18 protein-coding genes are annotated in these 25,186 nt (G+C 70.2%); 8 read left to right on the forward strand and 10 right to left on the reverse strand.

All coding sequences use genetic code 11. From position 1 onward, the window contains the following. Window positions 1-168: 168 nt before the first annotated feature. Both OG594_RS20210 and OG594_RS20215 read right to left on the reverse strand, forming a co-directional pair. A complete protein-coding gene (locus OG594_RS20210; RefSeq protein WP_266600873.1) occupies window positions 169-933 on the reverse strand; it encodes a DUF1775 domain-containing protein in 765 nt (254 codons plus the stop codon). Between the two features lie 48 nt (window positions 934-981). Further along, window positions 982-1,503, reverse strand: a complete 522-nt coding sequence (locus tag OG594_RS20215; RefSeq protein WP_266600875.1) for a hypothetical protein — start codon at window positions 1,501-1,503, stop codon at window positions 982-984. A 1,203-nt stretch (window positions 1,504-2,706) separates the two neighbouring features. Here OG594_RS20215 and OG594_RS20220 point away from each other — a divergent pair. After that, window positions 2,707-3,678: a hypothetical protein gene (locus OG594_RS20220; protein WP_266600877.1), complete on the forward strand. Its 972-nt coding sequence runs from the start codon at window positions 2,707-2,709 to the stop codon at window positions 3,676-3,678. 112 nt (window positions 3,679-3,790) lie between these two features. Here OG594_RS20220 and OG594_RS20225 read toward each other — a convergent pair whose 3' ends face one another. Further along, entirely contained in the window at window positions 3,791-5,992 is a 2,202-nt protein-coding gene (locus tag OG594_RS20225) for an endonuclease (RefSeq protein WP_266600879.1), read from the reverse strand. Between the two features lie 2,146 nt (window positions 5,993-8,138). Between OG594_RS20225 and OG594_RS20230 the strand changes: the two genes are divergently transcribed. Beyond that, the gene (locus OG594_RS20230) at window positions 8,139-8,831 is read left to right on the forward strand and encodes an N-acetylmuramoyl-L-alanine amidase (protein ID WP_266600881.1); all 693 of its coding nucleotides are present in this window, start codon (window positions 8,139-8,141) and stop codon (window positions 8,829-8,831) included. 15 nt (window positions 8,832-8,846) lie between these two features. Here the strand turns inward: OG594_RS20230 and OG594_RS20235 are convergent, their stop codons facing one another. Both OG594_RS20235 and OG594_RS20240 read right to left on the reverse strand, forming a co-directional pair. After that, window positions 8,847-10,163, reverse strand: a complete 1,317-nt coding sequence (locus tag OG594_RS20235) for a M1 family metallopeptidase (protein ID WP_266603062.1) — start codon at window positions 10,161-10,163, stop codon at window positions 8,847-8,849. 552 nt (window positions 10,164-10,715) lie between these two features. Beyond that, on the reverse strand, window positions 10,716-11,855 hold the full coding sequence (locus OG594_RS20240) for an amidase domain-containing protein (RefSeq protein WP_266600883.1): 1,140 nt from the start codon (window positions 11,853-11,855) through the stop codon (window positions 10,716-10,718). A gap of 429 nt (window positions 11,856-12,284) precedes the next feature. On the opposite strand from OG594_RS20240, the gene OG594_RS20245 reads away from it, so the two are divergent. Next, on the forward strand, window positions 12,285-14,252 hold the full coding sequence (locus OG594_RS20245; protein ID WP_266603064.1) for a transglycosylase domain-containing protein: 1,968 nt from the start codon (window positions 12,285-12,287) through the stop codon (window positions 14,250-14,252). Window positions 14,253-14,279: 27 nt separating this feature from the next. Here OG594_RS20245 and OG594_RS20250 read toward each other — a convergent pair whose 3' ends face one another. Beyond that, window positions 14,280-15,602, reverse strand: a complete 1,323-nt coding sequence (locus OG594_RS20250) for a hypothetical protein (RefSeq protein WP_266600885.1) — start codon at window positions 15,600-15,602, stop codon at window positions 14,280-14,282. 360 nt (window positions 15,603-15,962) lie between these two features. Then, on the reverse strand, window positions 15,963-17,036 hold the full coding sequence (locus OG594_RS20255; RefSeq protein WP_266600887.1) for a hypothetical protein: 1,074 nt from the start codon (window positions 17,034-17,036) through the stop codon (window positions 15,963-15,965). Between the two features lie 289 nt (window positions 17,037-17,325). Here OG594_RS20255 and OG594_RS20260 point away from each other — a divergent pair, with 289 nt between their 5' ends. The 4 genes from OG594_RS20260 (at window position 17,326) to OG594_RS20275 (ending at window position 19,833) form a co-directional block, all read left to right on the forward strand. Further along, window positions 17,326-18,069 carry an SOS response-associated peptidase gene (locus OG594_RS20260; protein WP_266600889.1) on the forward strand — a complete coding sequence of 248 codons (744 nt, stop codon included), beginning with the start codon at window positions 17,326-17,328 and terminating at the stop codon, window positions 18,067-18,069. Window positions 18,070-18,212: 143 nt separating this feature from the next. Next, entirely contained in the window at window positions 18,213-18,641 is a 429-nt protein-coding gene (locus OG594_RS20265; RefSeq protein ID WP_266600891.1) for a hypothetical protein, read from the forward strand. A 23-nt stretch (window positions 18,642-18,664) separates the two neighbouring features. Beyond that, window positions 18,665-18,868 (forward strand): helix-turn-helix transcriptional regulator, encoded by a 204-nt coding sequence (locus tag OG594_RS20270; protein WP_314246239.1) that lies wholly within the window; start codon window positions 18,665-18,667, stop codon window positions 18,866-18,868. Further along, window positions 18,865-19,833: an NAD(P)-dependent alcohol dehydrogenase gene (locus OG594_RS20275; RefSeq protein WP_266600895.1), complete on the forward strand. Its 969-nt coding sequence runs from the start codon at window positions 18,865-18,867 to the stop codon at window positions 19,831-19,833. Before OG594_RS20270 ends, OG594_RS20275 begins: the two co-directional genes overlap by 4 nt. Here the strand turns inward: OG594_RS20275 and OG594_RS20280 are convergent. Then, entirely contained in the window at window positions 19,828-20,805 is a 978-nt protein-coding gene (locus OG594_RS20280) for an endonuclease/exonuclease/phosphatase family protein (RefSeq protein ID WP_266600897.1), read from the reverse strand. The genes OG594_RS20275 and OG594_RS20280 overlap by 6 nt on opposite strands. A gap of 179 nt (window positions 20,806-20,984) precedes the next feature. Between OG594_RS20280 and OG594_RS20285 the strand changes: the two genes are divergently transcribed. Then, the gene (locus OG594_RS20285; RefSeq protein WP_266600899.1) at window positions 20,985-21,869 is read left to right on the forward strand and encodes a RimK family alpha-L-glutamate ligase; all 885 of its coding nucleotides are present in this window, start codon (window positions 20,985-20,987) and stop codon (window positions 21,867-21,869) included. Window positions 21,870-22,006: 137 nt separating this feature from the next. Here OG594_RS20285 and OG594_RS20290 read toward each other — a convergent pair whose 3' ends face one another. Next, window positions 22,007-22,642, reverse strand: coding sequence for a hypothetical protein (locus tag OG594_RS20290; RefSeq protein ID WP_266600901.1), 636 nt, complete (start codon window positions 22,640-22,642; stop codon window positions 22,007-22,009). A 116-nt stretch (window positions 22,643-22,758) separates the two neighbouring features. Then, on the reverse strand, window positions 22,759-24,777 hold the full coding sequence (locus tag OG594_RS20295; RefSeq protein WP_266600903.1) for an RICIN domain-containing protein: 2,019 nt from the start codon (window positions 24,775-24,777) through the stop codon (window positions 22,759-22,761). Window positions 24,778-25,186 lie beyond the last annotated feature (409 nt).

Here is a 25,186-nt window from a genome sequence, read left to right on the forward strand (position 1 = left end):
GTACATTGCCCCGGTTGTTCGGGGTCTGGCTCCGGCGCGTACGGCGGTGACCCGGAACGGGCCGGTGGCACCGTATGGCACGGCACGGCACGGCACGGCACGGTACTGGGCGGCAGGGGCAGGGGCGGGTGCCCAGCGGGGGCCGTGCACCCGCCCCTGCCGCTCCGGTCAGGCCCGGCTGCGGCCCCGGCGCAGCCACCAGAAGGCGCCGCCGGCGGCCAGCACCAGAACGGCCGCGACCACGCCGAGGACGGCTCCGGCTCCGGTACTGCTGCCCGCCGCCTTCGCGTTCGTCGCCGCCTTGTTCGCGGCAGCATCGGGGGCGGAGGGAGCTGCTGTCGACGGTTGTTCGGACGGGACGGCGTTCGACGACGGCGTCGGTGTCGGTGTCGGTGTCGGCGTCGGTGACGGGCTCGGGGCGATCGCCTTGGCCCCGGGGGCCGCCGCCTTCAGTTCGAGTACGGGTGCCGGGTTGTCGACCTTCTCCCCGTTCGTGGGCACCTCGATCCAGCGGGAGACCTTGCCGTCGCCGTAGGTCTCCAGCGTCTTGAAGACCAAGGCCTTCTCGTCGGGGAGCTGACGCACCGTGATGCTGTACTCGGCATCGGTGCCGGTGGCCAGGGCCGTGCCACCGATGCTGTACCCGTCCGGGGTGGCCGTCAGCTTCCACCCCTCGGGGGCGTCCTTCAGGGCCACGGCGTCCGGTGCGATGCCCTTCGGGAGCACCACCCGCAGCTCCGCGATGCCTGCGGAGTCCGACTCCGCTTCGGAGGTGAAGGAGAGCGTGACGTTCTCGGCGAGGGCGCGGGGGTCGGAGGCGGTGACCCCGGCGTGCGCGGCGGCCGGCCCGGCGGTGATGCTGAGGACCACCAGGGCGCCGACGGCCGCCAGCCCCAGGCTGCGCAGACGAGGAAGGCGTTGTGTTCCGGTCATGGGGGAGGAACCTCTCGGTACGAGCGGATCGGGGGGAACGTCTCCTGCCTACGCGGCAGGAGGCCCCCGACGCACCACCGTGTGACAGAGCGTCGTCGCGACCGCCCGTCGCACGGCAAGACCGCTGCGCGGCACGGGCGCGGTCCGCGGTCGCGGCCTCGGCCAGGGTCGGCCGAGGGCGCCGAAGCCGGCGGCGGCAGCGGCGACGGCCCTCTGGATCCACCGGTCCACCGTCTCGGGCAGACGGCTGAGCGCCTGATCCGCGTGGTATATGAGCAGGGCCATCGCACAGGTGGCCATGCCGTGGGCCGCCGCCATCGCCCACGTGCCGTGGGCTTCGGCGTGGCCGTGAAACACCGGATGCTGCACGAACAGGGCCCGGTGCAGCATGAGTTGCGCGGCGCCGGTCGCTGCGACCACGTGCCACCAGGGCCGGGGCGTGCGCGTGACGAGCCACGACAGGGTGAAGGCGACCGCCGCGCCGCCCGCCGCCCGCTGCCAGGGGATCGGGTCCCCCGAGGCCAGACGATGGCCCACGACGGCCAACACCGAGCTGAACAGCGTGAACACGGCAGCCCGCAGCCACCGTCCGCCCGGCCGCTCGGGCTGCGGACACGGGCGCGTCCTTGCACGGGCTCCGGCCATGTCCGGTCATCATCCACCGGCTCTGCCGCCGGCAGACTCCAACTGTCAATTGTGGAGTACCTTTCCGCGTCGTGGCCGCACACCCGGGCGGCTCGACGACGGGGCACTGCGGGTCGCGGCGAGAGCAACGGGCCCCCACGCGGATGCGTGCTCGTTCAATGCACCCTAGGGTTGGTGGTGAGATGCCGTGCTGGTTGGCGGGCGAGAGAAACCATTCTGTGATTCCACCATCATGTCGGGAGTCACCATGCGTGGACGCGCTTCGTCACTGACCGCGGGCATCGTTCTGGCCCTCTTTTTCACTTTTCCCCCACCCGTATCGGCCACGCCGGCCTCCATGCCGGAGGGCTCCGCTGCTTCGGCAGTGAAGGAGCCGGATCCGGACGTGCTCCGCCCGATGTCGAAGCAGACATTCGACGCCGCCTGCAAGGAGCAGGGCTATGCTCGGGGCGTTACTTTGATCGGGAGCGACGCGTACTCCATACGCTGTGTCAATGAAGACGGGAGCTTGCAGACGTTCCCTTTGCGTGAAGACATTCACAATTCTGTGGCACAGGCCTGCCAAGACACCTACCGCGACAAACGGGTAACCGATCGACTGGCCACCATGGGACGTACCTACACGGCCTGGCAATGTGCAGACTACGGCTCGTACGCAGGGATTCCCGACCTCAAGGGATGGTGCGGGTCCAGGGGGCTTCAGTTGGTGGGGACCCAAAACTATCGGTACCCGGCCTACAGGTGGTTCTGCGCAAACTCGTCCAAGACGAGGCTCGAGGGAATCCCCATGGATCGGGTCTGCGCATGGCAGTTCGACGAGTCCGCTCTCGACCGCGTGTTCAACGTGTACGGGAAGACCGTCGAGGACGCATGGGACTGCTTCTACACCAAGACGTGACCGGCCTGCGGGGTCCAGCAGGCCGGGTCGGGTGACCCACGCCAGACCTTGCGATTCAGAGGGGTTCGATTTCCATGTGGGGTTCCTCTTGGCGGTTCGCGTCTCTCGTCATGGGCGTGGTTTACGTTCTTGTCGCGGCTTCTGTGCTGGCTGCCGAGCCGTCTGCAGCGGCGGCATCTCGCACCCCGGGGCACGGTGACGTCCCGGGGCCTGAAGCGTACTCGAACTCCTTGGCGTACAGAGCGGTCGACTGGGAGAATCGCAAGTACGACCTCACTTGTGACCAGGTAGTCGAAAATCCGGTCAAGGTGCAGATGCGCAAGGGCAAGGGGGTCGTGAGCGGTGGCGATATCGGCGGTTTCGACCGCTGGGACGTCGAGGTGCAGAAGATCGCCCAGGGCAGCTTGCCGCGTCTCGGCGGAGTGACCGCTGTGCTTTTCCGTTGTTCTCCGCAGCCGGGCAATTTCTTCTCGCAGGAACTGCGCATCTACCGCACCGGCAGTGGTGGTGAGATAGGCCGTACGGCCACCTTTGAGACCCCTGAATTGCCGCCCCAATATCAGCCGAAATCGTTGGTGGTCAAGGACGGGCGGATCGCCGCTGATGTCAAGTTCTACGAACCCGAAGACAGTCATGCGAGTGGACCCTCAACGCTCCGCCACGTCACCTGGACGTGGGGGGACGGGCGCTTCACCACACACGTGGTCGATGTGCGTCCGGAGGACCGTGGCGCGGCGGTCGACCTGAGGCACCAGCCCGTCACCGTCAACGGAATGGGTCCTCTCAAGCTGGGTATGAGCCGCGCCGACGCGGCGAAGGCGATCGGCTCCCTGATCCCCGGAAAGGAAGGGCGAAGGGTCTGTACGGACTTCAGCGTGGAAGGAGCGCCGGAGGGACTCCTCCTGCGCTTCACGTCCGACCGCCTCGTCGCGATCTATGTGATGCGACCGGCGACGAAGATCTCGACGCGCTCGGGCGTCCACATCGGCAGCGCTCGAGACGATGTGCTCCGTACCTACGGCGGAGAGATCGCCGCTACGACCCCCGACCACGGCGGTGAGGAGCTCGTTTTCGCGCCAGTCGCTGCGAAGTTCGCGGGCAGGGTCATCAGGTTCAGCATGAGCAACGGTGTCGTCGAATCCTTCATCGCCGGTGAGCGCGAGTGGGCAAGGATCGCCCCCTCCTGCGGAGGTCCCGAGTAACGGCCGTTCGTCGGCCCGTCTCATCCCTCGCGCCGGCTCCTCCACGAGGAGCCGGCGCGAGGGGCGCGAGGAATGGACGGGCGGGAGGGACGTACCGGACGAGACCGCCGGCTCAGGGCCAGGCACCTGCGAAGTCGATCTCCTCGGCCCACTCCGGGTGGTCTATCAGCGGATTGCGGTTGCCTTGCATCTCGGCTATCGCCGCGTTGCGGTGCTGCTCGTAGATGCCCACCGGATGGTCCCTGTGCCAGTTCAGCAGCGTCTCGAGGCCGGTCCGCTGGAGTTCGCGGGCCTCGTCGCCGATCTTGCGGGGGTAGCGGAGCAAGAAGTAGAGCGTTGCCCTGGCGACCGGCCCCTTGCCTTTGAAGGGTTCGAACTTTCCCGGATCCCGGCGTCCGCAGTCGTGCTGAATGACCTCGTTGAAGTCCGGGAAGTCGAAATAGGGGATGTTTCCGCGGAAGCTGTTGCACGTCGACTCGCAGGCGAAGAGATGATGCAGGTCCCCACGCATCGGTTCCTTCTGGTCGAACCAGGACTGGGGCACGACGTGTTCGCAGTTGAAGGGCAGCGACGCCTCCAGGAGGGCGAGCTCGGCTTCGATGGCCTCCCGGCCGGGTGCACTCTCGTGGAGCATGAACTCCTGCCAGCGTCCGATGCGGGCGGCCTCCACCGCCGCGTCGGCCTCCATGAGTTCTTGGGGAGTGAAGCCCTTGTCCGAGTAGATGCTGTGGAGCTTTTCGTCGGGGTGCAGGTCCACCCACGGGTAGAGCAGACGCATCGGCTTGTACGACGGCCGGCGCTGGTGCGTGGACTCCAGGTGCTCGGTGAGCGCGAGGCGCAGGCTCGTGGGGTTGCCCACGTGAATGCCCGCGTAGTAGGCGTCGCGCGCCATCAGGTCCTCGGCCTCGTCGAAGTAGGGGCGGCCACGGAAGGCCGCGAGGTTGACCATGGCGGCTGCCAGGTCCCGTGCGGCGGGCGACTGACCGTCGATGCTTCCGATTCCGGCCGGCAACCCCACGTACGAGGGGGTGATCGCCTGCTGTGCCGGTCCCGCAGCGGGCGATTCGACCCGGGGGTGCAGGGCGTCGTCGTCGAGGCTGACGCTGATGTGCAGCGGGACGCTCCAGCGGACCGACCCCGTCGTGGCGTGCTGCTCACCGCTCCCGTCCAGTGTCACGCTCCGGGGCGCAGCACCGTTCGTCCGGTTCGTCACAACCGTCGGCGGCGCGGCTTCCACGGGGTGCAGGGACGAGCCGGCCGCGAACAGCTCCGCGCGCAGTGCTGCGGCGCCGCCGGACAGGGAGAACTGCTGGATCATGCCGAGGATGCGACTGACCCGCACGCCCTCATTGGCCTTCCAGTCCACCCGGTGTTCTCCCATGCTGGGATGCCAGCGGGTTCCGTCGACGGCCAGCACGTTGCCGTCGCGGTCCTTGCGGGGAGCACCGGCGTGGTGCAGTGCCACGACCTCCCACTGGTCGTTGAAAACCGGAGCGCCCGAGGAGCCGTGCGCCGTGTCGGCCGAGTAGTGCACGAAGTCGTCCAGCACGTCCACGATCTGGTTGTCCCGGAGAGCAAGTTGCTTGGGCTCCCCGTTGGGGTGCTGGATGATGTTGACGAGTTCCCCGATGACGGCCTTGCCCTGGGCTTCCTTGAGCGGCAGTCTCCCGAAGGCCGCGAGCGGCTGACCGTCCCGGGAGCGGTCGGAGACCGCAACCACGGTGAAGTCGAGGTCACGGTGGGTGACGAAGAAGCTCTGCGGATCGAGCGGGAACACGACCGGGACCAGCGGCTGCCCGTCCAAGCCCGCCTGGAAGTTGAACTCGATCACTCCGGCGGCCGCTTCCTCGGCGGAGGCCAGCACGTGGTTGTTCGTCATCAGCAGTGAGGGGGACACCAGGAAACCGGTTCCCTGGTGGGACGCCCCGGGACTCCGGACGGTGATTCGGCCGACCGAGCGGGCGGCGAGGAAGCCACCTTCGAGGTAGTCGATCCCGATGAGATCGTTGCGGCCCATGAACCGTTCAAGCGTCAACAGGTCGGTACTGACCAGCTCGGGGTCCAGATCCAGGCTCGTACCGGTGGTGGCGGTCGCCGGTGTCTGCTCGATCGCTGCGGCCATCGCCCAGTCGATGCCCAGGCGGTTCAGCCGGCTGTTGACCCGCTCCCGGGTGTCTGCGTAGAGGATGCCGTGCTGATTGAGCGCCTCCAGATGGCCGTCACGCTCTCCGGCGCGGCTCGTGTAGCGCCGACCGGCCTCCTCCATCTGCTCCAGGAAACCCTTGTCGACTTGTGACAACTGCTCCACGGTCATATCGGCTCGCCTCCTCGGCGGCACGCTTCATGCTCACATGTTGGAGTTCCTCCCTCCTTCCAGTATGGGGACAGGGCCTGGGGGCCGCTCAGCCGAACAGAGCGGCGCTCCGGAGTGGTTGCTGCGTCAATTTCTCACCGCGGTCCGGCGAACGGGCTGGGCATGGAGTCGAGCGGACCGCTGGTCGCCGCCGTGGGAGCCGGGGGAGTGGTCTTCCTGCTGCGCAGTGGTAAGGAGAACGGATTGATCCTTCGGGACGGGCGCGTGGCAGAGGCCAGACGTCCGGAGGCCTACACGGCGAACCGCCGCTCCTCGGACGAGTACGTGACCAGCCAGCGGGCTCTGCGCGGGACTCGCGATCGTGATCCAAGGATCCAGCAGCACATCGGGAACGTAGGGCCCTCGTGGGCGAGCCTTCGCCGGCCCGCCGAGCGCGGGTATCGGTGCGCGATGACCGGTCGCGGACGGTCCGCAGGCGGACATCTGAAACTCCGTCGCACGATGACGAAAACTGTCGCCCCCGTCTGTCGGCAAGGCATCTCAGGCGAGTTGGCGCGCCAATACCGGGGGGAATCGGACACATGGTGTCCGAGGAACGGGAGGGAGACCGCGCTCCGGCCGACCTGGTCGAGGCAGTGTCCGCCGGAGAGAGCGGCATGCTGTCCCCGGTCGGGGAGTCCTCCACCGGCAAGACACGCGCGTGTGGGGAGGCCCTGGGTCCTGTCGTCACAGTGGCGTCGGTAAGGACCGCGGCGTCCGGTGCCATGGGGTCTCCCCGGGCCCGCAGGGCCGAGGGGAAGCAGGGCAAGGCGGAGGAGCGCCCGTGTATTGGACGTACTCGGGCGCCCCGACAACCTGGGGGATCGGGTGCGGTGCCGGGGCGCCCGGGGCCCGACGGGACGTTGACGACAGGGCCGACAGCCCCTGGCCGAGCAAGGGTGGCGACTGCGGCACCCCTACGAGCCCACGCACGTCGACGCCACGCTTGCCGAGCTCGAGCAGGTCTGCACGAGGCGCAGCGCCATCTCGGCCTTCCGAGGCCGGTGAACGGTTGTCGGCGGCCCTGCGCGCACTGCTCCGCGACCCCGCCCGCACCCCGGTCCTCGTCCTGGGCCCGTACAGGCGCAAGACGGGCAGGTCGCCCAGTACTTGGCTTGGCAGGCGCGCCAGCACCGGTGGAACGATTCCAGAACGCGTCGGTGTCGGCGCCGACACGGGCGGTGCTCGAGGCCGAGATGGACCACGTGCGTCTGGGCGTGGGCCGCCCGCGCCTACGGGCTGCCTGCTGGGCCCAGGCGGCCGGGGGCTACCTCAGTGAGATGCACCGGAGCCGCCGCCGCGCCCCTCGTCGACCCGCACGCCCCGACCACGTCCTCGGACGAACCCTCCTACCGGCTGGCGAGCTACCTCGAGCGACACGCTCGGACGGACGGTTCGGCGCGCAGTGTGCCCGCGCACCCCGTTCGGGCAATCCGCCGGCGACCATCTCACTCGCCCGGGCCGCTCGCGAACGCCACCGCCTGCGCTGGGCCGAGCGGCTCGCCCAGAAGGCTGCTCACCTGGGTGAGGCCCATCCCCTGCACCCAGTGGCCGAGGCGCAGAGTCGGCCGGGGACGCAGGCAAGCGGCCGATCACGGCGACACCCGGGCCCTGATCCGGCTGTCCCGGCTATGCGAGGAGGCCGCAGCCCCTCACGAGGCCGAACGCCCCGCCCCACCCGAGCGCGGCTCGTACAGTGGCGCCGACCTGAGCGTGACCTCTGCCCCGCCGGTCTGGCGGAGACACGAGATGCGGCCGGGGACCATGACGGCGCCGAACGCCTCGCCCTGCGCGCCGGACCGAAGACACGCCTTCCCCACCCCTTCGCTTTGCCCGTTGGGATCCCCCTTCCGAACGTGATCCTTCGGGCGGCCCCACCCTCATGTGCTCGGTCAGCCACATGCTCACCGAGCATTCGGAGCAGCGCGTGCCGGCGGGGAGGGTCCCGGTCAGGGGGAGGGTCTGCGCCGAGTGGTGGAGGACCGGCTTGCCGGGGTGCGGGCACTGGTGAAGCATCAGATTACGGGACGTACCGCCTCCGCACCGTGATGTCACGATGCGCCGCGCGTCGTCTCGACCTGCCTGCTCGACTTCATGAGGAGTGGTCATGGAAGACAACCCGCTGAGCCGTAGACGGCTGTTGTGGGGTGCCGCCGGCGCGGCGGGTACGGCTCTGGCCGCTGCCGGGCTGCCCCTGCTGATGAAGCCCGAGGAGGAGGTGAAGGCCGCGCTGCCGGGCCCGGCGCGCAAGGCCGCCGTCGCCGCAGGGCCGCCTGCGACCCTGCGAACGGACCCCTCGGTGGACTACGCCCCCGCGGTCTGGGTCGAAGCCTCCGAGTCCAACTACACGGCCTCGGACCGTCCCGAGGCATATCCCATCGAATACGTCGTCATTCACCTGACAACGGACATCATGCCGATCATGTTCACCAAGTTCAAGGACCCCGCCGAGAGGGTGTCCGCGCACTACATGATCAGCTCAACCGGTACGCGGATCGCCCAGTGCGTGCGCGAGCGCGACGTGGCCTGGCACTCCGGCAGCGTGTGGTACAACCACCGGAGCATCGGCATCGAGCACGAAGGCTGGACCGATCAGCCCGTCTACACCGCCCAGATGTACGAGGCGTCCGCCGTGCTCACGGCCACGATCTGCGCGAAGTACGACGTGCCCGTCGACCGGGACCACATTCTGGGCCACGTCGAGGTCCCGATGTCCACTCACGACGACCCCGGGACCGCGTGGAACTGGGACAAGTACATGAAGCTCGTCGAGACCGCCCGCCGGCGGATCAGGACCTGACGCCGCGTCGACCCATCACGCGGGCCTGCCGTCTCCGTAGAGCCACGGGTCCCAGATCGAGTCGAGGTCCCGGCCGGCCTTGGCTTCCACGTACGCGGTGAAGTCGTCCGTGGAGGCCAGGCCGTGGCGGTGGCGCAGGGTCCAGCCCCGCACCAGGGCACGGAAGCCCTCGTCGCCCACGGCCCGGCGGATCTTGTGGATCACCATCGCGCCGCGCACGTACACCGGCTGGCCGGAGATGTCCGCAGCACTCGGCGGCTCGGCGGGCGGGAAGTCCCACTCGTCGTCGTCCGCCGCCTTGGCGTGGTTGCGGTCGAAGTGTTCCTGGGCGCTGGCCCCGCCGTGGTCCTCGGACCACAGCCACTCCGCGTAGGTCGCGAAGCCCTCGTTGAGCCACATGTCCCGCCAGGTCCGCGGGGTGACGGAGTTGCCGAACCACTGGTGGGCCATTTCGTGCACCACGTTGGTGGTGTGGAAGACGCCGGCCGGAATGATCGGCCTGGTCTGGGTCTCCAGGGCGTACGGCACGTCGGCGGCCTGGTCGACGATCAGCCCGGCGGCGGAGAAGGGGTAGGGGCCGAACCTCCCCTCGGCCCATTCCATGACCTCGGGGAAGCGGTCGAGGACCTCTCCGTCCTCGTCCACGCCCGCGGTGGTGTCCACCGCCGACACGACCGGCACGCCCGAACGGGTCCGGGAGGTCTTGATGTCGTAGCTGCCGATGGCCACGGTCGCCACGTAGCTGGCCATGGGCTCGGGCTGGTGCCAGTGGAACGTGGCGCGGTCGCCGCTGGTGCGCCGGGAGCGCAGCTGCCCGTTGGAGATCGCCTGCACCTCCTTGGGGACCGTGACGGTGATGTCGTACGAGGCCTTGTCCGAGGGGTGGTGGTTGCCCGGGAACCAGGACATCGAGCCCGTCGGCTCACCGAACGCGACCGCTCCGTTGCCCGTCCTCAACCAGCCTTCGCGCCACCCGTGGTCATGGGTGATCGACTCCGGCGTGCCCGCGTAGCGCACGACGCTGCGGAAGGCGGCGCCCTTCCTGAGGTGATCGCGCGGCTGCAGGGTCAGCTCCTGCCCGTCATGCCGGATCCGCGCCGTGCGGCCGTCGACGGTGGCGCTCAGCACCTCCATGCCGAGGAGGTCGAGATTGAAGGCGCTGAGGTCCTCGGTGGCCTTGGCGGTGATCTCCGCAGTGCCCTCGAGGCGGCCGCTGCCGGGGTCGTAGGCCAGGGCCAGAGCGTAGTGGGTGACGTCGTAACCGCCGTTGCCGAGCGTCCGGAAGTACGGGTCACCGGCGCCCGCGGCAGCGGGGTGCCCGCCCCGGAACACCGTGCCGGCAGTCCCCGTCCGGGCGGTGCCCGCGTCGGAACGGGCACCCGCCCTCACGTCTGTTCCGGTACGGGCCTCCGCCCCACCCTCGCCAGGGCGGTCGAACCCCGAGCACGCAGGGAGTGCGGCGAGCAGGCCCGCGACCGCGAAGGCGGCCAGACGTCCGGAAGTCTTCACGCAGCCGATCATGACCCAGCCCCCCGGCGCCCCGACCTCGCCACGCCGTGCCCATGGCCCCTCCGGCGGCACGAGTCCTCACAACGGCTCGGGCGTCATGGACCGGTCGCGTTGGCTCATCCCGCCGTGACGGTCGGTGCGTCGTTCTCGTCCGCCTCGGGGCGTAGCGTGACGTAGTGAACGCAGATCGCCATGTCTGCGCCTTCCGGGAATCGGCCTGCAAGACGTGCGGGGCCTGGGCGACGCCACTCACCAGAATGATCGCGGAGGCTGCGCCCCGACGCCCCTACGGCCATGCCCACCGGATCCGCCCCGTCAGCCGGCCCGGTCCTCCTGCCGCGGAACCTCGCGGCAGGAGGACCGGAAGGGCACCCGTCAGGTGCGGTACGCGTAGTAGTTCGCGTTCGGGTAGGATGCGATGATGCTCGCGAGCGACTTACGGTACGTGTTGGTGGAGTGGTACGTGAGGTACGGCATCCCGGCGCTGCTGCGGTAGGTCACCATCATCGAATGGTCTTTGGACCCGTCCCGGTTGAAGTCCACCTGCAGGATGTCTCCCACGTCCGACTGGTAGACGTTGGCCAGGTTGGCGGCCCGCTTGTTGGACAGCGTGAACCACGCCCACTCGTTCACACCGACCCAGGAGTCGCTCTGGCGGGAGCCGTCGTACCACCAGTTCCTGTAGTCCGACGTGGAACCCGGAACGGCCTTCCAACCGCCCGCCTTCAACGCCTGGCTGATGAAGTTGGTGCAGTCACCCCCGGCCCCGTTGTACTTGCGGTACGCCGGGTTGTAGTTGCTCCAGTGCTTCTCCGCGTACTTCGCCATCGCGGCGTAGTCGTAGGCTCCGCCCGTCTTCGCCTTGGGCTTCGGCGTCGCGGGGTACTTCGTGGACGCGGGCGTGCCGTCCGGGTATTGCTTCCCGTCGTCCTTGACGGCGTTCACCTTGGCCGCCACGGGCTCGTTGACCGCGACGGGGCCGTTCTCCTGGGACGTGATCGAGGTCAGCTCCCAGTCGCCTCCCCGCTTGCTGGTGAGCGTCAACTGGTAGCGCGTCCCGATGTCGGTCGTCGCCGGCTCGTCCCCGCGGAGCTTCTTGTACGTGAGCGTGGTCTGCTCGGTGACCTGGACGACGGCCTTGCCGCCGGTCACCGTGGCCCGGTCCACGACGACTCGGGTGGCGGCGTCCGTGTAGGCCTCGCCGAGCTCCGCCAGTCGCGTCTTGCGGGACCGCAGCGACTGGAGCGCGGCGTCCTCGTCCTTCTTCAACTGGGCCGACAGCCGGGTCTTCGGGCCGGCCTTGCCGGAGCCGTGACGCCCCGGCTGATCCTCGACCAGGGCCTGCGTGCGCTGGGAGAGCACGTCGTTGGCCACGCGGGCGAAGGTGTCGGCGGTGGCACGGTCGGCGTCGCGGGGCCCGGAAGCCGCGGTCGCGGAGTACGCGAGCATGCTTCCGGACGCCAGGGCCACGGTCAGGGCCGCGATGGCGGCGGGCCTGAACCTCTTAGGTATCACTCTGTTTCCCCTTGTCACCCGGTCCACACGAACCGGGGGACGGAATCTTCGCACAACTACCCGACTATTTCGTCACGTTCCGCTTCGTCGCCGACTGCCCCGGCGGAAGTGGTCGCACGCGCCGCCGACTTGCCTCCGCTTGATCACCAGGGGTCGTCTCCGGAGTGCACGGAGTGATCCCGCCAACCACTGGTCCGGCCCCACAGCAAGTGCCTTTAGGGTGTGCGGGAAAGCACGGCAGAGGGGGCATTCGGAGTGGGTGGGAACGATTTGGCTGGTAGGGGGCGATCTCGGGACGGGCGGGCGGCTCCGGAGGGCGGCGGCGGAGCCGCCCCGGGCCGCCGGGGGAAGTCGAGGTCGCGCGCCAAACCACGGGCGCGTTCCGGCCGATTCGATGCCTTCGCGCGGGCCCTCGTTCCGGCCGTTGCCCTGGCGCGCACGCAACTGCGGCGTCTGCGCCCCGACTTCCCGCGGCCGGGCCGCACCGGCTGGCGCCGGTGGTCGCCTTCGTGGCGCCAGTGGCTGGGCGCCTGCGTGTACGCGTTCCTGGGCATGGTGAGCTTCGTCACCATTGCGTACGCGACCACGGACATACCCGACGATCTCAACTCGTTCGCCACGCAACAAGACAACGTCTACTACTGGGCAGACGGCTCCACGATGGCCCGGACGGGCTGGGTCAGTCGCCAGGAGATGCCGCTGGACAAGGTGCCCGCCAAGGTCCAGGGGGCCGTGCTCGCGGCCGAGAACGCGAGCTTCTACTCGGACCCCGGGGTCTCGCCGTTCGGAGTCCTGCGCGCCGTGGGCGCCGCGCTGACGGGGGGCGAGACCCAGGGCGGGTCCACCATCACGCAGCAGTACGTGAAGAACGCCTATCTGAACCAGGACCGCACCGTCTCCCGGAAGTTCACCGAGCTCATGCTCGCCCTGAAGATGGACAGTCAGAAGAGCAAGGACCAGATCCTTCAGGACTACCTCAACACCAGCTGGTTCGGGCGCGGGACCTACGGCATCCAGCGCGCGTCCCAGGCCTACTACGGCAAGGACGTCTCGCAGCTCAATCCCAGCGAGGGCGCCTTCCTGGCCTCCCTCCTCAAGGGCGCGGCCCTCTACGACCCCGCTCTCGGCAAGGCGAACCACGAGCGGGCCGTCGAACGCTGGAACTGGATCCTGGACCGCATGGTCGAGACCGGCCGGCTCTCGCGCGCCGAGCGCGCCACCTACACGACGTTTCCCGAGCCCTCGGCTTCGTCGCTCGTCGGCATACCCGGCGCGCAGACCGGCTACCTGGTCGAGATGGCCAAGGCGTACGCGATCAAGACCAGCCACATCGAGGAGTCCGACTTCGACCTCGGCGGCTACCAGATCTACACGACCTTCGACCGGACCCGGATGACCGCGCTGACCGCCGCCGTCCAGGAAGCCCAGAAGGGCTTCGACGCCGAGCGGCGTCCCGACACCGACAAGCACGCCAAGATCGGCGCGGCGAGCGTCGCTCCCGACGGGCGGCTGCTCGCCGTGTACGGGGGCCCCGACTACCTGAAGCAGGGCTTCAACGAGTCGAACGCGACGACGATCCCCGTCGGCACGGCGTTCACGCCGATCGTCTACGCCGCCGCGCTCGACGAAGGGGTGCTGCGCGCCCGGGGCAAGGCCCGTACGCCGGTTTCCCCCTCCAGCACCTACGACGGCAATGACCAGGTGACCGTGCAGACGCCCGAGGGACCGTACTGGGACCGCAGCGGCAAGGTGGTGAAGGGGCGCAACGACGGCGGCCGGAACTGGGGCCAGGTGACCCTGCGCCAGGCCGTCGCCCAATCCGTGAACACGCCCATGCTCCAGCTCGGCCTCGATGTCGGCCTCGACCGGGTGGAGGACTTCGCCCAGCGCTCGGGGCTGCTCGAATCGAGCCTCGGCCCACGGATCCCCGCGTTCACCCTCGGGGAGAATTCGACGCCCAGCGCGATCCGCATGGCCGGCGCCTACCAGACCTTCGCCGCCGACGGCATGCACACCGACCCGTACTCGGTGGCCTCGGTCACCCGCAACGGCGCCGCCGTGCCGCTCGACGCGCCGAAGCCGACCCGGGCCGTGACGGCCAAGACCGCTCGCGCGGTGACGGACGCCCTGCGGGACGCCGTCACCGAGGGGTCGGCGAAGACGGTGGGCAAGGCCCACCCCGGTACGGCGGGCAAGACCGGTACGACGGCCGCGAACACGGCGGGCTGGTTCGTGGCCAGCACCGAGGCCGAGTCCACGGCGGTCGTGGTCTACCGGATGTCGCTCACCGACCTGGTTCCGCTGCCGCTCACGGGGCTGGGTGGCGACGGCCCGGGCACGCTCGGCAGCGAGCGGGCGGTGCGCCTGTGGGGCGACTACATCAAGGCGGTGAAGTAGGGCGGGCGGCTGACGCCGCCCGCCCGTCTACTTGATCAGTTGGGTCCAGTCCGGTGCCTGCGCGGGGTCGAGCGTGCGCAGTTGGGCCAGGACCTTCGGGTCCTGGGCGTCGAGCCAGTCCGCCAGTTCTCGGAACGACACGCAGCGCACGTCCTCGCGCGGGCAGACGTCCTTCATGACGTCCTCGACGGCCTTCATGTAGATGCCGCCGTTCCAGTCCTCGAAGTGGTTGCCGATGAACATGGGCGCGCGGCTGCCGTTGTAGACCCGGTTGAAGCCGTTCATGTACGAACCCCGGGTCTGCGCCTGCCAAGCGGCGAACTTCGACGGGTCGCCCTGGGTGCTGTCGCCCGACTGGTTGAAGAGGAAGTTGAAGTCCATGGAGAGGACCTGCACTTCCTTGCCCTGGAGGGGCATGAGCTGGAGGGGAAAGTTCCAAATGTCGTCCTGCTTGGACGGCCACAGTTGGAAGTCTCCGGAGGAACTCGCGTCATAGCGCCAGCCGTACGGCTTGATCGCGGTCAGGAGGTTCTTCTGGCCCTCGAGGCAGGGCGCGCGGCCGCCGACCACTTCCCGGTCCGGGTCGAAGGGCAGGGGCGCCTCCTTGGTGAAACCGGTGTTCGTCTTCCAGTTCTTGATGAACGAGTACGTCTGGTCGATCTCGCTCTTCCATTCGGTGGGGCTCCACTCCCCGCCCCCCTTGGGGCCGCAGAAGTGCCCGTTGAAGTGCGAGCCGATCTCGTTGCCGTCCGTCCAGGCGCCGCGCAGCTGCCCCAGCGTGCTCTTCACGTGCGGGACGGTCGGGTACGAGATCGCGGCCGCGCCCTGGTTGTGCTGCGGCGGGCGGTAGAGCGACTTCTTGTCCTCCGGCAGCAGGTAGATGCCCGTGAGGAAGAAGGTCATGTGGGCCTTGTTCTGCTTGGCCACCTGGCGGAAGTGCGAGAAGAGGTGGTCGTCGCCTTCCAGCGCGCCGTCCCAGGAGAACACCACGAACTGCGGTGGCTTCTCGCCGGGCTTCAGCCGCTCGGGCTTGAGCTGTCCCGGCTGGGGCCCGGTGTAGGAGGTGGAGCCGTCTCCCAGCACCTTGGTCTTGCCGTCCCAGGTCTCCTCCGCGCCCTTCGCGGCGGCGGCCTCCTCGGCCGCACCGCCCGGGGCCGTCAACTTCGCGTCGCGCGGGGCGGTATCCGAGGAGTCGCCCAGCACGAAGGCGCCCGCGGTTGCAGCGGCCCCGCCCAGAGCGACCACGGCAACGCCCATGCCCAGGCGTTTGCGGTACTGCGCCTTCCTGCGGACCTTGCGCATGTTCCGGGACTCCGTGCGGGTGCTCGGAGCGGCGTCGGTGTCGACCAAATCAGTCGTCCCTCCTCATCACCGCAGACGTGTCGCGTGCGGATGGTTCATAGGAATATAGAACTTATCTGCACTCCTCCCGCACTCCGGATCCCCATATGCGTCGATTCACAGCCACCCCACAGCCCTGCGCCGGCCGTTCGGGGACGGGGTGTCCAGCGAAGGTCAGTCCTTCGGAAGACGGGGTGGCGGGGACCGTGTCGCTTCCGATGCCGGATCGAGGGTTCACCAGGTGATGAGCGGCCGTGTGTCGTCCACGACGACAGCCGGTCGCAAGCACGTGTCGGCACCGGACCACGGGCCAGGGACTCCGGGCCGGACGACGAGGGGGCTGCCCAGCCGGGCAGCCCCGGTGGGAGGTCAGCTGTGCGGGACCTCGACCTCACTGACTCGGAAGGTCGCAGGCAGCTTCGCGTTGGCGAGCTGAGCCGCCAGGGTGCGGGCCTGCTGCTCGGAGAAGGAGCCGGAGACGACAACGGCGCCGCCGGTGATCGCCTGCGAGACAGAGGGGTGGGAGACCACGGCGCCGTCGATGACGACGGCGAGTTGGTTGGCCGGGTGCTGCTGGGCGGCAAGACGGCCGGTGAGCTCGGCGAACGTCTTCGCACCGCGATCGTTGAAGGTCAGCGTGACCTGCCAGCCGGCGTTCCGCTGGTCGTCGAAGGCAGCCTCGGCCTTGGTGATGTCGCTCCCGTTGACGGCGGCCGGACCCAGCGCGAACTTGTACCAGAGCTGCTCCTCTTCCTCCCGGCCGCAGGCGACCGCGGGGCGGCTGGGCGAGCTCTGGTGGTCGTGGCGCTGGGCGGCGCTCGAGCAGTCGAGGGCGGCGAACTGCTGTTGTAGTTCGGACAGGGCCGTGTCGGCGGGGAGGGCCCCGCTGACGTCGCCCGGGGCTGGCACCGGGGCCGGCGAGGCACGGGGCGAGGAAACCGCGGGGCTGGACGCCGCGGCCGTTGCGGACGGGGTGGCGCCAGCGGTGGTGCCGTTTCCGGCCTGCGCGCTCGGGCGGGCCGGGGGCGGCATCGTGACGCCGGAGGGCGCGAAGTCCACGACCGGGCGCAGGACCAGCTGCGCAGGATCCGCGAGCCGGGAGAGCGGATCGGCGCTGTCGCCGTCCGCGGATACCGTGATGCCGTTGGCGTCCGGTGTCACCTGAACGCCGGTGAGGCCGAGGCCGGCGGCACGTTGGCGCAGGACCTCCGATGCGCCGGAGAGTTCGGTTGCCCCGAGGGTGCGGTCGGGCACGAACCGCACCGTCGCCCTGGGGCCCGTGCCCGTGGTGCGCCGGTCCTTGGAGTTCTGCGCCGGTGAATCGGGGGTCGCGCTCGTGCAGGCGGCCAGCAGCGTGCCCGCGAGGGCGATGCACGCCGCTGTGCTGGCCAGGCGGGCGCGGCGGCACCCCGTAGTGCGAGTCGCCGTAGGTGATGCGTTCATGGCGGAAAGTATTCGGTGGGCGGTGTGGCCCTGCTGCCGACTTGACTCAACCGAGACGGACCCGGTTCGCCTACGGGGCCGGGTAGTCGGAGGGGCGGCAACGAGCGCCTCGGATGGCGCAGTTGGCCCGTCGTCGGACGGACCCGCCCCGGTGCCGGCCGAAAGCAGCTGGCCTGGGGCTCCAAATCGCGCCGCGCATCCCTCAGGTGAACCGCCACGACGGCCCCCGGCCCGGGCGACTTCGCGGCGTGGCCCGCGCGGACCCGGTTCAGGTGGCAGGGTGGACGGTATGTGCGGCCGATACGCTTCCACCCGCAGTCCCGAGGACCTGTCCGGCCTCTTCCGGGCCACGCCCCCGGACCCGGGGCACGTGCTGGAGCCGAGCTGGAACGTCGCCCCCACCGATGCCGTGTGGGCGGTGCTGGAGCGCGCCGACCGGGAGAGCGGGGTACTGGAGCGGCACCTGCGCCCCTTGCGGTGGGGGCTGGTGCCCTCGTGGTCGAAGAGCTCGTCCAGTGGCGCGAAGATGATCAATGCACGGGTGGAGACGGTGCACGAGAAGCCGGCCTACCGGCGCGCCTTCGCCAAGCGCCGGTGCCTGCTGCCCGCCGACGGCTTCTACGAGTGGGAGCCCGTGCCCGCTTCCGGTTCCGTGAAGGCCTACAAGCAGCCGTACTTCATCCGTCCCGAGGACGGTGACGTGATGGCGATGGCCGGGCTGTACGAGTTCTGGCGCGACCCCGCGGTCGCCGCCGACGACGATCCGGCGGCGTGGTGGGCGACCTGCACGATCATCACCACCGAGGCCACCGACGCCGCCGGCCGGGTCCACCCCCGGATGCCGCTCGCGCTCGCCCCGGCGGACTACGAGGCCTGGCTCGACCCGTCCCACCAGGACCCGGACGCACTGCGCGCCCTGCTCGCCGCTCCCGCGGGCGGCCGGCTCGACGTCCGCGCCGTGTCGACCGCGGTCAACAACGTGCGCAACAACGGGCCCGAGCTCCTCGAGGCGCCCCCCGCCCCGGGGCGCTGAGCAGCACCTCCTGGCACCGGCTTCGGCTCCCGCTCCGGCCGGCGGTATGCCGACCGCTGCGCGACGAGGTAAAGAAATATTGACATGGTGTCTTGATTCCTTGACACTACCGATGTCGGGTTTTCTTTACATGGGGAGTGGTAGTGGCAGTCGAGGAGAAACGCGCGTGGATCATGATCGTGGTCACGGTCGCGTCGTACGGGGCCTATCTGGCCGTCGTTCTCGGGCGGTCCGGGAGCGGCCCCCTGACGCAGCAGCCCTACGCGGCCGCGCTGCTGTGGACGGTCGGCGCGGCCATCGTCGCCTCGATCGCGCTCCACATCACCGTGTCGCTGCTCTCGCCCGAGGACGGCAAGGTCAAGGACCAGCGCGACCGGGAGATCCACCAGTTCGGTGAACACATCGGCCAGTCGTTCGTCGTGATCGGCGCCGTGACCGGGATGCTCCTGGCGATGGCCGAGGCGGACCAGTTCTGGATCGCCAACGCGATCTACCTGGGATTCGTCCTGTCGGCGCTGCTCGCGTCCACCGCGAAGATCGTCTCCTACCGGCTCGGCTTCCACCCGTGGTGAGGCCCACCCGGGTCACCAACAGCATCCGGGCCCTGCGCTTCGCCAACGGCGAGATGACCCAAGCCGAACTGGCCCGCCGGATCGGCGTGACCCGCCAGACCGTCATCGCCATCGAGCAGGGCCGCTACTCGCCTTCCCTGGAGAAGGCGTTCGAGATCGCGCGCGTGTTCGCAGTGCCGCTCGACACCGTGTTCCAGTACACATCCACCGAGGGAGACGAAGCATGAAGGCCATGGTCCAGGACGTCTACGGATCGCCCGAGGTCCTGCGCATGGAAGAGCTGGACCGGCCGGTCGCCGGCCCGGGCGAAGTCCTCGTACGGGTGCACGCGGCCGGCGTCGACCAGGGCGTCTGGCACCTCATGGCGGGCCTGCCCTACGCGGTCCGCGCCGTGTCGGGCCTGCGCAGACCCAGGACGCGCGTCCGGGGCCTGGACGTCGCGGGGGTGGTCGAGGCCGTCGGCCCGGACGTCACCCGCTTCCGGGAGGGCGACGAGGTGTACGGCAACTGCACGGGGTCGTTCGCCGAGTACGCCCGTGCCAAGGAGGGCACCCTCGCACCCAAGCCGGCCGGCCTCAGCTTCGAACAGGCCGCGACGGTGCCCGTCTCCGCGTGCACCGCCCTGGGCGCGGTACGGGACAGCGGACGGGTCAAGGCCGGCCAGAGCGTGCTCGTCCTCGGCGCCTCGGGCGGCGTGGGCAGCTTCGCCGTACAGGTGGCCAAGGCCTACGGCGCCCACGTCACCGGAGTGTGCAGCACCGCCAAGGCTGACCTGGTCCGCTCCCTCGGCGCCGACGAGGTCCTCGACTACACCCAGCAGGACCCCGTCGACGGCAGCCGCCGCTACGACGTCATCCTGGACATCGCGGGCAACCGGCCCATCGCCCGGCTGCGCCGCGCCCTCACCCCCCGCGGGACCCTCGTCATCGTCGGCGGGGAAGGCGGCGGCAAGTGGATCGGCGGCAACCAGCGGCAGCTGGGCGCGATGTTGCTATCGCCCTTCGTGGGCCACCGGCTGCGTGCCCACGGCACCCTGGTGCGCCACCGCGCCCTCGAGGCCCTCACGGAGCTCATCGAGGCCGGCTCGGTGACGCCCGCAGTCGACCGGACCTACCCGCTGGCCGAGGTGCCCGACGCCATTCGCAGCCTGCGGGACGGCCAGGTGCGCGGCAAGATCGCCATCCGGCTATGAGGCGTCCAGCCTGATGCGGGCGGCGACCGGCAGGTGATCGCTGCCGGTGGCGGGCAGCGTCCACACCTCGGCAGCGGTCGCCGAGCGGGTGAGGACCTGGTCGATCCGGGCGACCGGGACGGCCGCGGGCCAGCTGAGGGCGAGCCCCCGCCGCGGCGGGCTCAACCGGGAGGTCAGCGGGGCGAGCCCCCGGTCGTCCACCGTGCCGTTGAGGTCACCCAGCAAGATCACCCGCTCCAGCTCCTCGGCGGCGACGGCCGCGCCCAGCAGCCGTGCGCTCTCGTCCCGCGGGCCGGAGCCGAAACCGCTCGCCCGGAAGCGGACCGAGGGCAAGTGCGCCACGTACACCGCGATCTCACCCCGGGGCGTGCGCACGCCACAGCGCAGGCCACGGTTCCAGCCCTCCCCGATGCCCGCGGGCCTGATGTCCACCCGGCGGACGTCGGTGAGCGGATGCCTCGACCAGAGGCCGACCGTGCCCTCGACCGCGTGGTACGGGTACGCGGCGGCCAGCGCCACCTCGTAGGCCGGCAGCGCGGAGGGTGTCAGCTCCTCCAGGGCGACGAGATCCGGCGCGGAGTCGATCAGGGCGCGCGCCGTGCCCGTGGGGTCCCGGTTCTCGTCACTCACGTTGTGTTGGACGGCCGTGATGTCGTGCGCGCCGCGGTCCGCCGGCAGCAGCAGCCCGCCGAAGAGGCCCGCCCACGCGGCCGCGGGCAGCAGGGCGGCCACCAGCGCGGTGAACGAGCGGCGCACCAGGGCCGAGACGAGCAGGACCGGGACCGCAAGTCCCAGCCAGGGCAGGAAGGCCTCCAGCGCACTGCCCAGTCGGCCCACCGCGTTGGGGACCGCGGAGTGGAACACCAGCAGCGCGGCGCTCAGTACGGCGAGCACCGCGAGAGCGCGCCCGCGCGTCCAGGGAGTACGGCCCCGGGCGTCGGTACCCCAGCGCCACCGGGCGGTGCGCCGCACGCCGTTCCCCGCCGCGTCCCTCACCACCAGAGCCCCGCTCGTCCGCCTCGGACCGACTTCCACCTCGGGTACGACGCGTGATCGGGCGGCCGGGTTCCCACCGGGGCGGGTGTGGAAGAGTGATCGTCCGGGCTTGCGGCCGCACCGGGCGGTCGGGGGAGCGAGGGCGGGAGACGCGTATGGGTACGGCGAGGGTCGCGGTCGTGACGAGCAAGGGCGGCGCGGACCAGGACGCGGACCTCCCGCTGCTCCTGACGGCGTTGCGCGCCGCGGGCCTGTCCGCACGGGCGGTGGCCTGGGACGCGGACACGCCGCGCTGGGAGGGCTACGACCTCGCGGTCATCCGGTCCACCTGGGACTACGCGGACCGGCTCGCAGAGTTCCTGGCCTGGGCGGACGCGACGGCCGGGGTCACCCGACTGTGGAATCCGGCGCCGCTGGTGCGCTGGAATAGTGACAAGCGCTATCTGCTGGAGCTCGCCGCGCGCGGAGTCCCGATCGTACCGACCCGGGTGGTGGAACCGGGCGGGGTCTGCGACGCGGCGGACTTCGACGGGCCGCACGGGGTGGTGGTCAAGCCGGCCGTCTCCTCGGGCGCACGCGACACCGCGCGCTACGAGCCGGACCGCAGGGCGGACGCCGAGCGCCACGCGCGGATGCTGCTGGACCAGGGCCGCACCGCGATCGTCCAGCCGTACCTGCCGCTGGTGGAGGAGGGGGAGCGGGCGCTGGTCTTCTTCGGCGGCACCTTCAGCCACGCGATCCGCAAGCAGGCGCTGCTGACGGAGGCGGGGCTGATCGACAACTTCCGGGTGCCGCACCCCGGGGCCGCCCCCTACCAGCCGTCCGAGGCGGAGCTCCGTACGGCACGGGCGGCGCTGGCCGCGGTTCCCGCCCCCGGCGACCTGCTCTTCGCCCGGGTGGACCTGGCGTTGAACGGAGCCAGGGAACCCGTGGTCATGGAGCTGGAACTCATCGAACCGAACCTGTTCCTGAGCATCAACCCGCAGGGGCTGGAGCGCTTCGCCGAGGCGGTCGCCGCCGCGGTGCCCACGGGCCGGTAGAACACGGCGCAGGGGGTGTCCCGTCGATCGGGACCGGCCCGATCGACATGACACCCCCTGGCGCTCCGACCCCGGTGACCGGGGCCCTACGGACCCGCCCTGACCGGGTCCGGCCGAAACGCTCCGGTCGAGACGCTCTAGCCGAGGCGGTCGAGCCGCAGGCGCCGGCGGCGGCGGAGCAGGAGACCCACGGCCGCGCCGGCGACGGCGGTCACTGCCACACCCGCCGTCGTCCACCAGACGGCGTACCCCTCGGTGTCGGCGGCCGGTTTCGCGGCCTGTGCCGAAGAAGCGGCCGGGGCCGGGGCGGCGGAGTCCGCCGAGGCCACCGGCGCGGCCGACGACGGCTCGGGAGCCGCCGCGGAGGCGACCGGGGTCGCAGCGACCGGAGCCGGGTCCACCACGGGGACCGCCACATCGAGTTCGCCGTGCCCCAGGGCCGGGAAGCCCACGTCGACGCTGACCTTCCACGAACCCGGCGGCAGCGCCTCGGCCGTGGTCCAGCCCGCGGGCTTCGCGGCGGGGTCGCGCACCAGGCGCCAGGGCCCCATGGTGCGGGAGCCGTCGACGCTGGACGCGTTCACGGTCGCGGCGACGGTCTCGTCGACGGCGTCGCCGTCGTTCTCCCAGGTGACATCGGCGGTGACGTGACCCTCGCGTTGCCCGGTCACCACCACCTTCACGGTGTCACCGTGGGCGTGGGCCGCGGCGGGGAGCAGGAACATGAGGCCGAGTGCGGCCAGGGCGGCCGAGAAAACGATTCGTATGCGCATCGTCGGGGTGCTCCGGTCAAGATGAGGGGTACCGGCGGACGGCCGCGCGGTGCGGCCGTCCGCCGGGGTGGGTTCACGCCGTCAGGGCGTCAGGGCGTGCTGCGCCGTGGCAGTGATCAGCCGGACTTCTGCAGGGTCCAGGCCTGCGTCGCGCGGCCGTCCGCACGCTGGAGGTCGAGCAGCCAGTACCCGTAGTAGGGGCGGTTGCTGACGGTGAGGGCGAAGCCGCCGCTCGCGTCCGTCACGGTCACCGCGCCACCGCGGGACGTCAGCTTCCAGGCCTGCGCGCCGTTGCCGCCCGCGCAGGGCTGCTGGGCGACCCACATGCCCGCGGCGGGGGTGCCGCCCGGCTGGAGGCACTTGCCGGAGGCCGCGGACTTGATGCGCACCTGGCCGTTGCCCGCGTCGTCGAAGTACCACTGCTGCTGGGCGTACCCGTTGGTGCGGCCGCCCACGAGGACGGTGCCGTCGGCGGTGCGGCCGCCCCACAGCTCCGCGGCCATGCCGCTGCTGCCGTTGCCGAGCACGTACTTGGTGCCCGGAGTGGTGGCGCCGCCGCCCGCACCCGTCGTACGGAAGGACGCGGCCTTGCCCGGGCCGCTGTCACGGCCGGCGCCGTCGCGGACCGAGACGGTGACCTTGTAGGCGGTGCCGGGCTGCAGGTTGTAGATGCGCAGCACCTGGGACTGGACCCACGTCAGGTGCTTGCCGTTCAGCTGCACCGCGTACCAGGATGCGCCGTCGACCTTGGGCCAGCTCACGACGACCGAGGTGGACTGGATCTGGCCCGCCGTCACGGCCGGTCCGCCGGAGGGCTTCTTGGTCGGCGTCGGCGAGGGCTTCTTGGTCGGCGTGGGGGAGGGGTTCGGACCGGGGTCCGTGCCGCCACCGCCGCCCTTGCTCTTCATCAGGAACTGGTTGTCCGCGATGTTCCAGTGCGTGGCCAGGTAGCTTCCGGGCTTGGGACTGGTGTGGAAGTAGTCGTCGTGGTTGCAGTCCAGGATGTTCTCGGACGCCTGGTTGGTGCAGATGTTGCGCATCTGCGGGTAGTACGGGGTGTCCGAGTAGCACATGACGTCGTACTCGTCGGTGCAGTGCGCGCCACGGCTGGTGTTCGGGGCGCTGTTGTTGACCGCGCCCAGGTTGTGGCCGAGCTCGTGCGCGGCGGTGTGACCGCCCCAGCAACCGGAGTCGGTACGCCCGTAGGAGGGGCCGAAGTTGCTCTGGTTGGCCTGGCCGGGCCGCTCGTCGCCCGCGAAGGTGCCGATGCCGCAGTAGACCTGGGAGTCGGCGAAGATCATGTACTTGCGGTCGCGACGGTCGAGGCCCTTGCCGGCGAGCGCGTTGTTGGTCGCGCTGAACTCGGCGAGGGCGTTGGCCGGGAGCTCGATGTTGAGCACGGTGGGGGTGCAGTCGGCGGCCGTCACATAGCGGATGTGACGTACCCCGCCGGTCTCCTTGGCGCTCGCCGAGTAGATGAGGTCGGCGTCGGCCGCCCACTTGCGGAACGAGGCGACGTACTCGGAGTAGCGGTCCTTGCCCGGTGCGTGGACGTAGACGACCTGCACGCGGTTGCCGGTGCTGCCGTCGCCGTCGCACTGGACGGTCTGGCCGGCGGGACCGGCGGCGACGTTCTGGCTGCCGGGCGCGGCGGCCGCGGCTGCGGGTTCGGGTGCGGAGGCCTTGGTGGCCGTCGACGCATCGGCCGCGGGCGCGTCCTGAGGACGCCCGTCGCCTTCCTTGCTCGCCGGATCATCGGCCGCGGGGCGGGCCGGATCGGCCGCCGGAGCGGCCTCCTTGACGGCGGGCGGGATGTCCTTCGTGATGTCGACGCCCTTGGGCGGGGCGTCGGGGCCGTGGGTGCACAGCCCGGTGTCGGTGCGGTAGACACCCACGCACCGGTCGCCCTTCGGCGCGGCCTGGAGGCCGTCGTAGATCATGCCGCGCGCGGTCTCGTTGGCGGGCGCGGCCGAGATCGGATCCGGCTCCTGGTCACGGGCCGGTGCGGCGGCGGGGGCCTCTGCTGCGGCCTCCACCACGGGAGCCGCCGCCTGGGCGCCGTCGCCGATTCCGGAGTAGGCAATGCCTGCGGCTATCAGCCCCGCCGCTGCCGTGGCGGCAGTGACGAGTATCAACCGCCGGGGTTTGCGGCGGTGGTCGGCGGCGGCGGCAGGCCGTCTGCGACGTCCTGTCATGGGCACCTCAAATCGTTGTCGGAAGACTGGGTGCGCGGAAGCCTGCCAGACGAATGCGGAGGAGAATTCGGACAAACGGGGGCGCGCCCCGAGAAATCATTCCGTTACCTGTCCGCTTGATTTGACGAACAATCAACTCTCCTCAAAACAAAGCTAGTTACGCGCGTCGCGTCCCAATGGTCCAGTCCTTTCCGGATGGGTTGTTATCAAATCGAGATATGAACCGGAGGCTTGTTGACGGGAATTCAGTCAGGAATTCACCTAATTACTACCTGCTGAATTCTCTTGGTCACGACCCGTGAGGTGTGATGGGCGGGATGTGCCCCGGAGGGCCGCGGAAGGACGTCCG

The organism is Streptomyces sp. NBC_01214, assembly GCF_026340975.1.
Classification (GTDB): Bacteria; Actinomycetota; Actinomycetes; order Streptomycetales; family Streptomycetaceae; genus Streptomyces.